Source organism: Gordonia hongkongensis (genome assembly GCF_023078355.1).
In the GTDB taxonomy this organism is placed as follows: domain Bacteria; phylum Actinomycetota; class Actinomycetes; order Mycobacteriales; family Mycobacteriaceae; genus Gordonia; species Gordonia hongkongensis.
In genome coordinates, this window is the sequence record NZ_CP095552.1 from 884,605 (window position 1) to 897,598 (window position 12,994).

Below are 12,994 nucleotides of genomic sequence, written 5' to 3' on the forward strand. Positions count from 1 at the left end.
GTTGCCGCCCCTGCCATCAGGTCGGCAACGGATCGGCGCCACGTTCCGCGAGCAGCATCGTCATCAGACCGATCTCGTCGCCCTGGTCGCCGATCATCATGAGCGCGAGGTCCTTCGTCGCGGAACCGGTCCGCTCGTCGTTGTATGCCGCCTGGGCCATCGACATCCCGCCACGGTGGTGCCGAATCATCAACTGCAGGAACAAGATCTCCGCCTCGCCGGGTGGCAGGGTGGAGAGACTGCCGATCTCGTCGATACTCGCCATGCCGGGCATCGGCGGAGGGGATTCGTCGTGATGGGTGCCCTCGTGGTGAGGGTCTCCGCCGGACATCCAGGACATCGGCTCCGGCGCGGTCACCGGTTCGTCGAACCACAGCAACCAGCCACGCATCGTGGCGGTTTCGGCGGTCTGCGTGTGGACGATCCGGTCGGCGACGCCGCGGATCTGCGGCGCGACTCCGGGCACCGCACCGATCGTCCGCGACATGAGGATCGCCTGGTCGTGGTGCGCCGACATGTCCTGCGCGAAGCCGATGTCGGACACGCTCATCGCGGATGAGTCGTGATCGCGTCCCTGCCACACCGCCCCGACGACGACACCCATGGTGACGAGCAGGGCCGCGGTCACGCCGAGGACCATCGCGCGCACCAGCGGGACGCCGAGGCGAGAAGCGCTCATCCGATCGAGGAGTTCTGGTCCGGCGGTGGCGTGTACACCGCGGGACTCAACCGCAACACCTGGAAGCCGCCGTCGGAACAGGTGACCCGCAGCTCGTTTCCGCGGAACTCGGGTGGGGACATGCACCAGTCCGTCGACATGTCACCGCCGACGATCATCCCGCTACGTGGACCGACCATCTCGTTCAACCGGACCTTGCCGTTCGCGATCGACATACCGAGGCTGAGGAATTCGACGGCGGGCAAGCCCATCAGCGAGCCGACGACGTGCGGCGAGTTGGGCGACTCCGCGATCGTGGTGCCCTTGCGGGCCGGCGGGTTGTAGTAGGCGATCTCGCGAATCCGGTCGAAGTCGCGGATGTCGAAGACCCGGATACCCGACGATTCCCAGCCGCACGCGAGCGCGGTGGGATCGGTCGCTCGGTCCACCGTGCAGTAGTGCGGATTGCTGCTGAACAGCGACCCGCCGGTCGACGACCGCAGATTGGTGTCGAGGTGCTCGGGGAGATTGATCTCGAGTTTGATCTGCGCGGTGTACCGGGGCTTGTTCACCCGCGTCACGTCGAAGATCTTGACGCCGCCCGAACCTGCTTCGTCGGCGGTGACGATGTGGGGCCGGCCCCGGTAGGTGATCGGGATCGAGTGCTGGTTCAGCTGGCCGTCGGGCCAGAGATAGGCCGCGGTGTGCGGGACCTGCGGGTGCGGCCGGCGCTCCTGGACGTCGCTGACGTCGAGCACGGTGACGCCGGCCATGTTGGACAGGTACATCCGGTTGCCGTCCGGGGACATGCCGAACCCGTGCCCGAGGAACGAGTGCAGACCCTGCCAGATCACGCGGGGCGACCGGGGATCGGCGATGTCGATGGCGCTGAGGTGCCCGGGGAACACCCCGGACGCCCAATAGGTGCGGCCGTCGGGGGAGAAGCCGCCCTCGTGCGAGGTGAACGGCAGGGGCGTCGACGTGCCCGGACCGGTGTTCAGGAGCTTGGGTCGGGTGCAGTCGGAGATGTCGTACACGGCGAAGAAGCCGCCGCCCCAGAGCAACGGCACCGACGTAGCGGCCAGGAGCTTGCGCGCCTTGTTGACCTTCAACGTCTCCCACGTGCCGCCGCGCATCGCCGGATCCGTCAGGGACCCGACGACTCGCGGCGCGCTCGGGTCGGATGCGTCGATGACCTGTACGCCCGGCGGGTTCACCCAGTTGTTTCCGGGGAACAGGCTGCCGGTGTAGCTGCAGTGCTCGAAGTTCGCCGACACGATCCCGCCGCCGGCGCCGCGGACACCGCCGATCCGCGTGATGTTGCAGCGGTAGCCGCGCATGCTCCGCCCGGACAGACGATCTTCGGCGCTGACATCACCCTGCAGGCCGGGTTCGGGGAGTGAGCCCGGCCCGCAGTCCGCTTGGGGAACCGCGACCTCGGAGATGTCGGGGAAGTAGTGGTTGGCCGCGCCGGCGGGGGCCGCGACCAGCATCGTCGAGAGAAGCGTCGCACCGGCCAGGAGGCAGGTGGCGGCATGGCGACGACGGCGCCGGCGGACCCCCGAACGGACCCTGTGTCGCGCGTCGAAACGAGTAGGCATCATCGCATCCCCCGATCGTGATCTGGGTCAGGCTAGTGGGCGAGGCGAGACGACATCGCGGAATCGTCGAATCCGGTCTCACGAACAGAGCCGGCCCGGGTCTCCGGGCCGGCTCGTGTCGGGTGCGTCAGACGTCAGACGGCGTCGCCGCCGTCGATGCTGCCGAAGTCGCCGACCTCGACGTTGCCCTCGTCGTCGACGGCGGTGTCGAAGGTGCCGTCGCCGTCGGTGTCGGCGACGGCGATGTCGGTGTAGCCGTCGGCGTCGGTGTCGGCTTCGATGATGTCGATCTCGCCGTCGGCGTTGGTGTCGTAGGCGATGGAGTCGGCCTGGCCGTCGCCGTCGGTGTCGAGGATGGCGTCGGTGGTGCCGTCACCGTCGACGTCGGTGAGTGCGGCGTCGACGGCTCCGTCGCCGTCGGTGTCGACGAGAACGGCGTCGGCGGGGATCTCGGTGCTCATTGGTATGTCCTTCCAAGTGGGGTGAGTGCTTCTGGGCGGTCCATGTACTTGGAGGCGACGTCGAGGACGAATGTTCCCGGGGTGCCGGGAGTCGTTCGGATGACCGATCCGGCGACCGACTACCGTTTGGTCTCGTATCACTCGACTTCGGAGGTTCACTGTGCAACAGATCGGCGTCATCGGCGGAGGCACCATGGGAGCGGGCATCGCGGAGGTGTGTGCGAAGGCCGGCAGCGATGTCGTGATCGTGGAGGTCAAGCAGGAGTTCGCCGACGCCGCGCGGGCGCGGGTGGAGAAGTCGCTGGCCAAGGCGGTCAGCAAGAACAAGCTGGCGCAGGACGACGCCGACGCCGCCCTCGGACGTCTGCGGGTGACGACCGACTACGCCGACCTCGCCGATCGCGAGCTGGTGATCGAGGCGGCCCCGGAGATCGAGGAGCTCAAGCGGCAGATCTTCGCGAACCTCGACGAGGCGACCGGCGCGAACACCATCCTCGCGACCAACACGTCGTCGATCCCGATCATCAAGGTCGCGACCGCGACGAAGACCCCGAACGCGTTGTCGGCGTGCACTTCTTCAACCCGGTACCGGTGATGCCGCTGGTCGAGATCATCTCCACGCTGACCACCGCGCCGGAGACGGCCGACGCCGTGAGCGCATACGTCACCGACACCCTCGGCAAGACCGCGGTCCGCGCGGGTGACCGCTCCGGCTTCATCGTCAACGCGCTGCTCATCCCGTACCTGTGCCAGGCCATCCGGATGTTCGACTCGGGCTACGCCTCGGCCGAGGACATCGACCTCGCGATGAAGGGCGGCTGCGGCTACCCGATGGGTCCGCTGACCCTGCTCGACACCATCGGTCTCGACGTGACGCTCTCCGCCGCGGAGTCGCTGTACGCGGAATTCGCCGAACCCCACTACGCGCCGCCGGCGCTGCTGCGTCGCATGGTCGATGCCGGCCGCCTCGGACGGAAGACCGGTCACGGTTTCTACACCTACTGACAGCTGGATCGCCGACGCCGAGCCCCGGCTCACCTTCGGGTGAGCCGGGGTTCGGCGTATGGCGGAGTCTTTCGGCTCCGGGATTGTCGGCCCGCGTGCTCCCCGCTAAGCTGACAGCAATCAGACAACAAGCGTTATCAGAATGGGTGGGGTCATGACGCAATCCGATGAGCGGATGTCGCGGGTGGAGATGGACAACATCGACAGCAGCTTCTTCGCGCGTTCCCTGCTCTCGATGGGGCAGACGATGAGCACGACGAACGTCATCATGCAGCTCGCCAATCCGGCGGTCGGCTACGGTGTCGCACACAGTAAGGTCGAGAACGGGCGGCTCGACAAACATCCGGTCAAACGCGCACGGACCACCGCGTCGTATCTGGCGGTCGCGATCCTCGGCAACGCCGACGACCGGCGCCGGTACCGGCATGCCGTCAACCGCCAGCACGCGCAGGTGCGCTCGGACGAGAACAGTCCCGTGGAGTACAACGCGATGAACATCGACCTGCAGCTCTGGGTCGCGGCGTGCCTCTACTTCGGGTGGGAGGACATCTACGAGCGTGTCCACGGACCGCTGCAGGGTGCGGATCGCGAGAAGTTTTACCAGCAGGGCAAGGTCTGCGGGACGACGCTGCAGATGCCGGCCGAGGCGTGGCCCGCCACGCGCGACGAGTTCACCACCTACCGGGACGACCAGGTCTCGCGCATCGAGATCAGCGACGAGATCCGGGACTTCCTGCTCGACATCGCCAATTTCGGTTACGCGCCGGAACGCATCCAGGAGAAGTACGGTCCGGTCAAACTGCGCCGGACCATCGGCTATCTGCCGCAGCCGTTCCGCGACGCACTCCGGGTCGAGTGGACCGACGAAGATCAGAAATGGTTCGACGGCTACGTCGGCCGGCTGGTGGAGAAGGAGCGTCGCACTCCGCTGTGGGTGTCGCAGTTGGGTTTCCGGCTCCTGCTGGCTGATGTCCGGCTCCGGGTGAAGATGGGGCGGCCGCTCGTCTAGGACGCGGTACCGCTCCGGCGTGCGGCCAGGAAGGCGAGCGACCCGGCGGCCAGGCACGCGACGGCTCCGACCGCGAGACCGACACGCGCACCGAATGTCTCGATGATCGCGCCGACGATCGGGCCGCCGATGGGCGTCGAGCCCATGAACGCCACCGACCACAACGCCATCACCCGGCCCCGCATCCGCGGTTCGGAATTGAGCTGCAGGGTCGCGTTTCCCGTCGACATGAAGGTGACACTCAACCAGCCGACCCCGAAGAGCGCGCAGATCGCCGTCGGGAGGTTCGGGGCGAGTGCGGTCGCAGCGACGGCGACCCCGAAGCCGAAGGCCGCCAGCGTGAGTGGGCGCAATCCGGTGTTGCCGCGGGCCGCGACCACGAGTCCGCCGACGACCGCACCCACTCCCATCGCCGACGTCATGAAACCGAGGGCCTGCGGCCCGCCGTCGAACACGAAGTCCGCGGCGGCGGGCAGCGTGACCGGGAAGTTGTACGTCAGGGTGCCGACGAGCGCCATCGTGGCCAGCGGGATCCACAGCGCGGGGCGACTCCGGACGTATCGGAGGCCCTCGCGCAGCTGACCTTTCGCGCGCGGAACCGGCGACTCCGCGGTGACCTTCGACGAGTCGAGCGCAAGCAGCGACGCGACCACGGCGATGAAGCTGACCGCGTTGATCGCGAAACACAGACCCGAACCGACGAGGGCCAGGATCACCCCGGCCACCGCCGGACCCACGGCGCGAGCGGCGTTCACCATGACCGAGTTGAGTGTGACCGCGTTGCGGATGAGGTCCTTGCCGACGATCTGATGGATGAACGCCTGTCGCGCCGGCTGTTCGAAGGCGTGCCCGAGCCCGAGCATCACCGCCAGCACGCCGACGTGCCAGACCTGCACCACCCCGGTGAGGGTGACGGCGGCGAGCGCCGCGGCCAGCAGCCCCATCATCGACTGCAGGACGATGAGCAGGCGTCGACGATCGACGCGGTCGGCGATCACGCCCGCGTAGGGCCCGATGAGCAGGACCGGTAGCGCCTGCAGGGCGACGATAAGTCCCAGGACGGACGCCGATCCGCTGAGCGTCAGCACGAGCCACGCCTGCGCGGTCGCCTGCATCCACGAACCCGTCATCGAGACGGCCATGCCGGCGTAGAAGAGGCGGTAGTTGGGGATGCGCAACGACGCGAACATGCTGCTCCGCGCGGCGTCTCCGGGGCGCCGACCGTCCGGTTCACGCTCCCGGGGTTCGTCTCCGATCTCGGGAACACGGTCGTCGGTCATCGACGACCATCGTAGGCGCGTGCGCCGCCATCCAGGGGCCCACCTCCAGTAGGGTCGGCGGGATGACGCAGACGGTGATCGTGTCGGGCGGGGCGGGCGGCCTGGGGTCGGCGGTCACCCGCACGTTGCTCGACGACGGATGGCGCGTGGTGGTGCCCGGGCGCACCGAAGCCGGGTTGTCACGGCTTCCGGAATCGGACCGGCTGGTCGGTGTGCACGCTGACCTCCTCGACGAGGCGTCGGTCGCCGAGGTCGTGGCGATCGCCGCGAGCGACGCGTCGGCGCCGGTCACCGCGGTGGTGAACCTCGTGGGCGGGTTCGCGATGGGGGAGCGGGTCGACGCGACGCCGGTCGACGAGTTCGAGCGACTGCTCCGGCTCAACCTGCGGCCGCTGTATCTGCTGTCCGCGGCGGCCATTCCGACGATCATCGAGGCCGGCGGCGGGTCGATCGTCGGGGTGTCGGCGAAGGCGGCGTTCGCACCCTTCTCCGGTGCCGCGGGGTACATCACGTCGAAGGCGGCGGTGTGGGCGTTCATCAGTGCGCTCGCCGCCGAGTACAAGTCCGACGGCATCCGGGCGAACGCGATCCTGCCGTCGGTGATCGACACCCCGGGCAACCGCGCCAGTCAACCGGATTCGTCGCGGGCGGGCTGGGTGTCGCCCGAGTCGATCGCTCAGACGATCTCGTTCCTGGTCTCCGACGCCTCGAGTGCGATCACCGGCGCGCAGGTCCCCGTGCCGGGCGTCGGCTGAGCCGGAGAACCGCTGGTGCGCAAGAATCTGCGTTGAGCGATGGTGTAATCGATCGCACCGCAGACGATTCAACGATGCCTGCGCGGAAGTCGCATGCGGGATCGCATCTGTCGACTACCCCGGCAGCGGGTCACCGTTCTCGCGCTTGCGCGGGAGCCATGTTGCGAGGGTCCGGCCCAACGTCTGAACCAGCTCGGAACCGAACACGCACAGCGTCTTCTCCCACGGATGTCCGAATGTGCCAGTGCTGAAGTCGGGCCGAGCGAAGATGTAGTAGTCGCCGTTCGGGAACACCGGCACCGGCCACTCTGCGTCGAACGTCTCGGCATGTGCCGCTGCATTGAGCCGATAGCCGGGATGCTGCCAGTCGAGCACAATCCAGTAAGGATCGTCCTGCACGTGGACGAAGCAACGCTGCGCCTCGGCGTTGATCGCATCGAATTGGGCGCTCCACACGCCGGGAGAGTTCTCCGGGACAGACAGGTCGAAGGTTACCGACGGAGCAGGATCGACAACTGCGGGCCAGTCTGTCGGGTAGATGCTGGGCCGGAACGATCGAAACCGATCACGGAACAACTCCCACGCCACGTCCTCTTCGTCTCGGGGCAGGTAGCTCCATCCCGGCGGTAGCGGGTTTCCGTGGTCGAGGGTCCAACGCATCATCGGACCATCGTCGCAGAGCGTAGCGGGCGGAACACCTTCATCACGTTCCGCCACAGCACTCTCAGACGACATCCGATGGTGCGCGGCGCCAGACGAAGAGACCCACCGCGACGAGGATCTGCCCGCAGATCAGCGCGGCGGGGAGGGCAAGCAGTTCCCAACCGGTCGTGCCGAAGTTCGTCGCCCACACGACGATCGCTGCGCCGAGCGCTAGGGTGGTCAACTGGCCGAGGGTCGTGAGGATCGACGCCACCGTGCGCGAGCGTCCCCGAAAGACACACGCGCCGCCGACGATCAGTGCAACGAAGGCGCACAGCAAGCCGATCAGCGTCGGGAACACCACCATGTACTCGAAGCCGCCTGAGACCTCGACAACACCTGACAGAACGAGTGATGGCACGACGAACGACAAGATGACCACCGTGCACAGCACCGAGATGATCGAGGCGAATCGCAGTGTCTTCATCCAGTCACGGTATCTGCGGTACGGATTCCATTCGGTTCTCCGTCCGTCGTGTCTCGTCCCCCCACGGCCAGGGGTTCGTTCCGACCGTCGGCCCACGCGGATGTGGCCGGTCCACAGCAACGAAAACAGCCGTACTGCTGCCGTCAACACGTACATTGAGCATGTGCTGCTCGCCGAGGCCGGACTGTCGGAATGCGCCAGAGACGCTGCGTGCAGCGCTGACTTCAACCGGCCGTTCTACATCGCGTTCGCATTGCTGGTCTTGTTCTCGGTGTGGTTCACCCTGTCGATGTTCGCGACCGTCGACGTCGTCGGTCATCATCTCGGCCTACGAGGCAGTCTGTCGTGGGTGGGGGTCGTGTGGCTTGTCCCGGTCGTCGGAGCAGCTGTGTGGCGGCTAGCCGGTGGCAATGGCTGGTCAGGCGCAACTCTCTCGAGTGACGCGAGGACTCGAACGTGATGGAAGCCGGAGACGTACGGTGAGAACCGCGGCAGCGCAACCGAAGATGTCAATCGCGATTGGGTCGCGCGTGCACATAGGCTTCGACGACGGTGCGCATCACCGGTTTTCCGTCACCGTTGCGCAGCTCCGCCGACGAGGTGACCAGAGCGCGGGCACGGTCATCGAACTCGATCGCGTCGATGACGGTCGACCCGGTGAGGGTGTCGCCGGGGCGGACGGGACGCAGGAATTCGACGTCGCCCAGTCGCTTGCCCGCGATCACCCGCCAATTGTTCAGCACGCCGGTGACATTGAGCCTCTGGTAGATCGACATCGTGTGCAGCCCACTGGCGATCAGCCCGCCGTAGGGGCCGCGTTCGGCAACGGCCTTGTCCACGTGGAAGTCCTGCGGATCCCATGCGCGGGCGAAGTCGAGCAGTTCGTCTTCGCTGACGTGATGCGTGCCGAACTCGAAGATCTGGCCCACGGACAGGTCATCGGCCCACAAGCGGTCCGATGCGTCGCTCACCTCAGGTCTGCCGCGATCTTCGGCCAGGTGGTCTCGAGGTCGCGTTCCCAGTAACCCCAGGAGTGGGTGCCGCTCGGCCGGAAGGTGACCTCGTGCGGCACCTTGAGGGCCCGCATGCGCGAGACCATCTGCTTGGTGCACTCGTTGACCGCGGCCTCGATGATGCCGCCGATGACCATCTGGTTGGCCAGCGTCAGTGGATCGCCGGCGACCAGCGGCGCCTCGAGCCGGTCTAACTGACCGGGCATGCCGGTGCCGCTGGTCATGTAGACCTTGGTGCCGCGCAGCTTGTCCGCGTGGATGTACGGGTCGTTGTCCCGCCACCCGGCCGAATTGACCGGTCCCCACATGTTGTTCAGGTTGCCCTGCCCGCGGTCGGCGACGACCATCCGGATGTAGGCCTGTCCCACCGGGTCGCTGGTACGCGCGCATCCGCTGTAGGCGGCGGCCGACCGGTAGAGCTTCGGTGCGGCGATCGCGAGGTTGAGCACCGATGTCCCGGCCATCGAGATCCCGGCGATCGCGTTGACCTTGGTGGTGTCGAATTCCTTGTCCACCAGCGGCGGGAGCTCCTTGGTGAGGAACGTCGTCCACTTGTTGCGGCCGAGTACCGGATCGTCGTGCTGCCAGTCGGTGTAATAGGAGAACGCGCCGCCGATCGGCGTGACGACGTTGACCTCTTTGTCGGAGAAGAACTTCGCGTACTGGGTCTTGGCCGCCCAGGTCGCGGAGTCCTCGCCGCCGCCGGCGCCGTTGAGCAGGTAGAGCGTGGGGCGCGACTTGGTGGTGTCCTTGGGGCGCAACACGTTGACGGGGATGAGTTTGCGCATCGCCGCCGAGTACACGATGAGTGTCGACTGCTGGGCGGAGTCGTGGACCACGGTGTCTATGCGAGCGCGATCGGGATCGGGGGTCGGCTCGGCCAGCGCGGCCGGAGCCGATCCGGCGGTCGCGACCGCAACGGCAGATCCGACGACGCACAGTCGTCGCAACCAGGAGGATCGCACCACTAGCCCCTTCTGTTAACAGAATTCTCAGACGTAACAAAGGTAGCCGAGTTCGACTGGCGCTCCCAAGTCGAGAAGGTGCTCGTCACCCAGTTGTGACGTCACGTTCGAGGGGAGAACCCGATTACTTGACGCGATCCTTGAGCAGGAGCCGGACGGTGAGTTCGAGCCGGTTCGTGACGTCGGTCGCCGACGCGCGACGGGTCAGCCACTGCACCAGGTTCGACATCCACACATCGGAGAGGACGCGCGCGATCGCGAGATCTTCCTCGGTGGGTTCGCCGTCGTCGACGATCGCTCCGGCGAGGAGCCGGTCGATGATCCCGGCGACCTGGTCGACCTCGGCGGTCGCCGACGCGTCGGCGAACATGAACGCGCGCGTCATCGCCTCGGTGAGAAGCGGATCGCGCTGCATCGCGAAAGTGATCATGTCCAGGACATGACGGAGGCGGTCGATCGCGGTGTCGCCGCGCAACTGGGAACGATCGACCTTCGACTCGACTCGCTCGAACTCGCGGGCGAGCGCGGTGACGAGAAGGTGGACCTTCGACGGGAAGTAGCGGTACAGCGTCCCGACGGCGACGTCGGCCTTGTCGGCGACGGTGCGCATCTGCACGGCGTCGTATCCGCCCTTGGACGCCAGCGCGAGGGTGGCGTCGAGGATGCGGCGGCGGCGTTCGCGCTGCGCGGTGGAGCCGGCTTCGGGCGAGGCGGCCGGCGCCGCAGCCCCGTTGGGGGCGTCGACCGCGGCGTTGCCGGGTGCAGAACGGGCCATGTGTTCTCGAACATCCTCACGTGATCAAACGTCTCAATGGGTGGATCGTGGGTGGCTACCCGATCCGAGTGCACCCATGGCATATTAGAACAGGTTCTAATTATTCGTCACAACTCGACATACAGGGATTGCCAGTGACAATCGCCACGTCTTCCGAGCAGATCGCGGTCCGTGACAGCATCGCGTCCTGGGCGCGCTCCACCAGTGTGACCGATATCGTGCGGTCCGACCTCGACAAGCCGAGCGACCAGTGGACCGGTCTATTTTCGCAGATCGCCGACCTGGGCGTGTTCGCCGCGGCGGTCCCCGAGGCGTCCGACGGTCTCGGCGCGAGTTTCCTCGACGTGGCCGCCATGCTCGAGCAGTGTGGGGCCGATCTCGTCCCCGGCCCGCTCGGTCCGACGGTGACCGCGGCGATCGCGCTGGCGGTTCGCCGTGCGGATTCGGCGCAGGGCGACACCGACCGGTCTGCCGGACTGCTGGGCGAGGTGCTGGCCGGGTCGGTGCCGGTGGTGACGCCCGCGACGAGCTATGCCGGTAAGGGTCTCACCCTGGCCGACGGCGCACTCGACCTCGGGCTCGTCACCGGCTACGTCGAGGGTTGCGCCGTGATGGTCGAATTCGGGACCGACGATCGGGAACGGTCGTGGTGGATCGTGCCGCCGGGCGTCGGAGTCGCCGACGTCACGCCGCAGACCCCGCTCGACGGAACCGCGTCGGTCAGCCACGTGACCCTGTCCGGGGTCGCCGTCGAGGACCTCGTCGAACTGGGCGACGGGACGTTCGTCGCGGGCCTGCTGTCGGCGACGCTCGCCGCTTATCAGAGCGGCGTCACCCGGTGGGCTCTCGACACCGCCGTCGAGTACGCGAAGGTCCGCACCCAGTTCGGCGTGCCGATCGGGTCGTTCCAGGCGATCAAGCACATCTGCGCCGAGATGCTGTGCCGCAGCGAACGCGTCACCGCGGTCGCGTGGGATGTCGCCGGCGCGGTCGACGACGTGCTCGCGGCCGGGACGGGGGACGAGCTCGCTCCGGCGCTCGAGCAACTCGAGATCAGCAGGCTGGCGGCCGACGTCGTGGTGGGCCGCGATCCGGTCGCCAACACCAAGGACTGCGTTCAGGTCCTCGGCGGCATCGGGTTCACCTTCGAGCACGACGCTCACCTGTATCTGCGCGCCGCACTCGCCGCGCAGGCGTCGCTCGCGAACGCGTCGTCGCACGCCGCCACCCTCGCCCGGCGCGGGCTCGCGGGGGCGCGACGGCGCTTCCGTCTGGACCTCTCGCAGGTCGAGGACCGGCGCGACGAGGTCCGCACCACCGTCGCGAGGATCGCCGACGCCGAACCCGACGATCGTCGCCGTCTCCTCGCCGAGACCGGCTACCTGACCCCGCATTGGCCTGCACCGCACGGTCTGGGGGCGGATGCTGCGATGCAACTGCTGATCGACACCGAGCTCGAGGCGGCCGGGATCGAGCGGCCCGACCTCGTGATCGGCGCATGGGCGATCCCGACGATCCTGGAACACGGCACCGACGCGCAGCGCGAGCGGTTCGTCGCCCCGACGCTGGCCGGCGACATCGTGTGGTGCCAGCTGTTCTCCGAACCCGAGGCCGGCTCGGACCTGGCCGCGTTGCGCACACGGGCGGAACGGGTCGACGGCGGCTGGCGCCTGGACGGCCAGAAGATCTGGACCTCGCAGGCGCACAACGCCCAGTGGGCGATCTGCCTCGCGCGCACCGATCCCGAGGCACCGAAGAACAAGGGCATCACCTACTTCCTCGTCGACATGGGTTCGCCCGGCATCGACATCCGGCCGCTGCGCGAGCTCTCCGGGCGGGCCAACTTCAACGAGGTCTTCCTCGACGGTGTGGTCGTGCCGGATGACTGTGTCGTCGGCGAGATCAACGGCGGCTGGCGGCTGGCCCGCACCACCCTCGCGAACGAGCGGGTGGCGATGGGCGGTACCGGTCTCGGCAAGGAGATGGAGTCGCTGCTCTCGCAGGTGCGGTCGATGGATCGGGAGCTGACCGCCGAGGGGCTCGCGTCGCTCGGCACCCAGCTCGCCGACGCCCACGTCGGCCGGGTCCTCGACGCGCGGGCGGCGACCAGGCAACTGGCCGGGCTCGACCCCGGTGCGTTGTCGAGCGTGCGCAAGCTGATCGGCGTCGAACATCGCCAATCGGTACCCGATCTCGCGCTGCGGCTCCTGGGGGTCGCGGGTCTGGCGGCGACCGAGGCGTCCGACGCGGTCCTGCAGAACCGCTGCCTCTCGATCGCGGGCGGCACTACTCAGATCCTGCGCACGGCCGCGGCGGAACGCATTCTCGGTTTGCCGCGGTAAC

12 protein-coding genes and 1 pseudogene are annotated in these 12,994 nt (G+C 67.6%); 4 read left to right on the forward strand and 9 right to left on the reverse strand.

Annotated features, from left to right (window positions below; genetic code table 11):
* Positions 1-16: 16 nt before the first annotated feature.
* The 3 genes from MVF96_RS04045 to MVF96_RS04055 all read right to left on the reverse strand — a co-directional run bounded on the left by MVF96_RS04045 (position 17) and on the right by MVF96_RS04055 (position 2,720).
* Positions 17-679: a DUF305 domain-containing protein gene (locus MVF96_RS04045; RefSeq protein ID WP_247451320.1), complete on the reverse strand. Its 663-nt coding sequence runs from the start codon at positions 677-679 to the stop codon at positions 17-19.
* Positions 676-2,262 (reverse strand): LVIVD repeat-containing protein, encoded by a 1,587-nt coding sequence (locus tag MVF96_RS04050; protein ID WP_137810215.1) that lies wholly within the window; start codon positions 2,260-2,262, stop codon positions 676-678. Before MVF96_RS04050 ends, MVF96_RS04045 begins: the two co-directional genes overlap by 4 nt.
* A 131-nt stretch (positions 2,263-2,393) precedes the next feature.
* Positions 2,394-2,720, reverse strand: coding sequence for a hypothetical protein (locus MVF96_RS04055; protein WP_078113060.1), 327 nt, complete (start codon positions 2,718-2,720; stop codon positions 2,394-2,396).
* A 160-nt stretch (positions 2,721-2,880) separates the two neighbouring features.
* Here MVF96_RS04055 and MVF96_RS04060 point away from each other — a divergent pair.
* Together MVF96_RS04060 and MVF96_RS04065 are read left to right on the forward strand one after the other, a co-directional pair.
* Positions 2,881-3,725: pseudogene (locus MVF96_RS04060) on the forward strand (3-hydroxybutyryl-CoA dehydrogenase).
* 142 nt (positions 3,726-3,867) lie between these two features.
* Positions 3,868-4,734, forward strand: a complete 867-nt coding sequence (locus MVF96_RS04065; RefSeq protein ID WP_247451322.1) for an oxygenase MpaB family protein — start codon at positions 3,868-3,870, stop codon at positions 4,732-4,734.
* On the opposite strand, the gene MVF96_RS04070 is transcribed toward MVF96_RS04065, so the two are convergent.
* Positions 4,731-6,014, reverse strand: a complete 1,284-nt coding sequence (locus tag MVF96_RS04070; protein ID WP_247451324.1) for an MFS transporter — start codon at positions 6,012-6,014, stop codon at positions 4,731-4,733. The two genes, MVF96_RS04065 and MVF96_RS04070, sit on opposite strands and share 4 nt — an antisense overlap.
* Before the next feature lie 62 nt (positions 6,015-6,076).
* Here MVF96_RS04070 and MVF96_RS04075 point away from each other — a divergent pair, with 62 nt between their 5' ends.
* Complete coding sequence (locus tag MVF96_RS04075; RefSeq protein WP_247451326.1) at positions 6,077-6,769, forward strand: SDR family NAD(P)-dependent oxidoreductase; 693 nt, start codon at positions 6,077-6,079, stop codon at positions 6,767-6,769.
* 114 nt (positions 6,770-6,883) lie between these two features.
* On the opposite strand, the gene MVF96_RS04080 is transcribed toward MVF96_RS04075, so the two are convergent.
* The 5 genes from MVF96_RS04080 to kstR all read right to left on the reverse strand — a co-directional run bounded on the left by MVF96_RS04080 (position 6,884) and on the right by kstR (position 10,651).
* Positions 6,884-7,432, reverse strand: coding sequence for a DUF2716 domain-containing protein (locus MVF96_RS04080; RefSeq protein WP_247451327.1), 549 nt, complete (start codon positions 7,430-7,432; stop codon positions 6,884-6,886).
* Positions 7,433-7,493: 61 nt separating this feature from the next.
* Positions 7,494-7,898, reverse strand: a complete 405-nt coding sequence (locus MVF96_RS04085; protein WP_159370096.1) for a hypothetical protein — start codon at positions 7,896-7,898, stop codon at positions 7,494-7,496.
* A 509-nt stretch (positions 7,899-8,407) separates the two neighbouring features.
* Complete coding sequence (locus MVF96_RS04090) at positions 8,408-8,869, reverse strand: MaoC/PaaZ C-terminal domain-containing protein (RefSeq protein WP_058251191.1); 462 nt, start codon at positions 8,867-8,869, stop codon at positions 8,408-8,410.
* A complete protein-coding gene (locus MVF96_RS04095) occupies positions 8,866-9,876 on the reverse strand; it encodes an alpha/beta hydrolase (RefSeq protein WP_247451329.1) in 1,011 nt (336 codons plus the stop codon). Before MVF96_RS04095 ends, MVF96_RS04090 begins: the two co-directional genes overlap by 4 nt.
* Before the next feature lie 124 nt (positions 9,877-10,000).
* Positions 10,001-10,651: a cholesterol catabolism transcriptional regulator KstR gene (gene kstR, locus MVF96_RS04100; protein WP_065629124.1), complete on the reverse strand. Its 651-nt coding sequence runs from the start codon at positions 10,649-10,651 to the stop codon at positions 10,001-10,003.
* Positions 10,652-10,785: 134 nt separating this feature from the next.
* Here kstR and MVF96_RS04105 point away from each other — a divergent pair, with 134 nt between their 5' ends.
* Positions 10,786-12,993: an acyl-CoA dehydrogenase family protein gene (locus MVF96_RS04105; protein WP_247451330.1), complete on the forward strand. Its 2,208-nt coding sequence runs from the start codon at positions 10,786-10,788 to the stop codon at positions 12,991-12,993.
* The last annotated feature ends 1 nt before the right edge of the window (position 12,994 follow it).

Excerpts from the sequence above, each read along its gene's own strand:
- MVF96_RS04045 (WP_247451320.1), bottom strand. The coding sequence starts at position 679 with ATGAGCGCTTCTCGCCTCGGCGTCCCGCTGGTGCGCGCGATGGTCCTC.
- MVF96_RS04050 (WP_137810215.1), bottom strand. The coding sequence starts at position 2,262 with ATGATGCCTACTCGTTTCGACGCGCGACACAGGGTCCGTTCGGGGGTC.
- MVF96_RS04055 (WP_078113060.1), bottom strand. The coding sequence starts at position 2,720 with ATGAGCACCGAGATCCCCGCCGACGCCGTTCTCGTCGACACCGACGGC.
- MVF96_RS04065 (WP_247451322.1), top strand. The coding sequence starts at position 3,868 with ATGGGTGGGGTCATGACGCAATCCGATGAGCGGATGTCGCGGGTGGAG.
- MVF96_RS04070 (WP_247451324.1), bottom strand. The coding sequence starts at position 6,014 with ATGACCGACGACCGTGTTCCCGAGATCGGAGACGAACCCCGGGAGCGT.
- MVF96_RS04075 (WP_247451326.1), top strand. The coding sequence starts at position 6,077 with ATGACGCAGACGGTGATCGTGTCGGGCGGGGCGGGCGGCCTGGGGTCG.
- MVF96_RS04080 (WP_247451327.1), bottom strand. The coding sequence starts at position 7,432 with ATGATGCGTTGGACCCTCGACCACGGAAACCCGCTACCGCCGGGATGG.
- MVF96_RS04085 (WP_159370096.1), bottom strand. The coding sequence starts at position 7,898 with ATGAAGACACTGCGATTCGCCTCGATCATCTCGGTGCTGTGCACGGTG.
- kstR (WP_065629124.1), bottom strand. The coding sequence starts at position 10,651 with ATGGCCCGTTCTGCACCCGGCAACGCCGCGGTCGACGCCCCCAACGGG.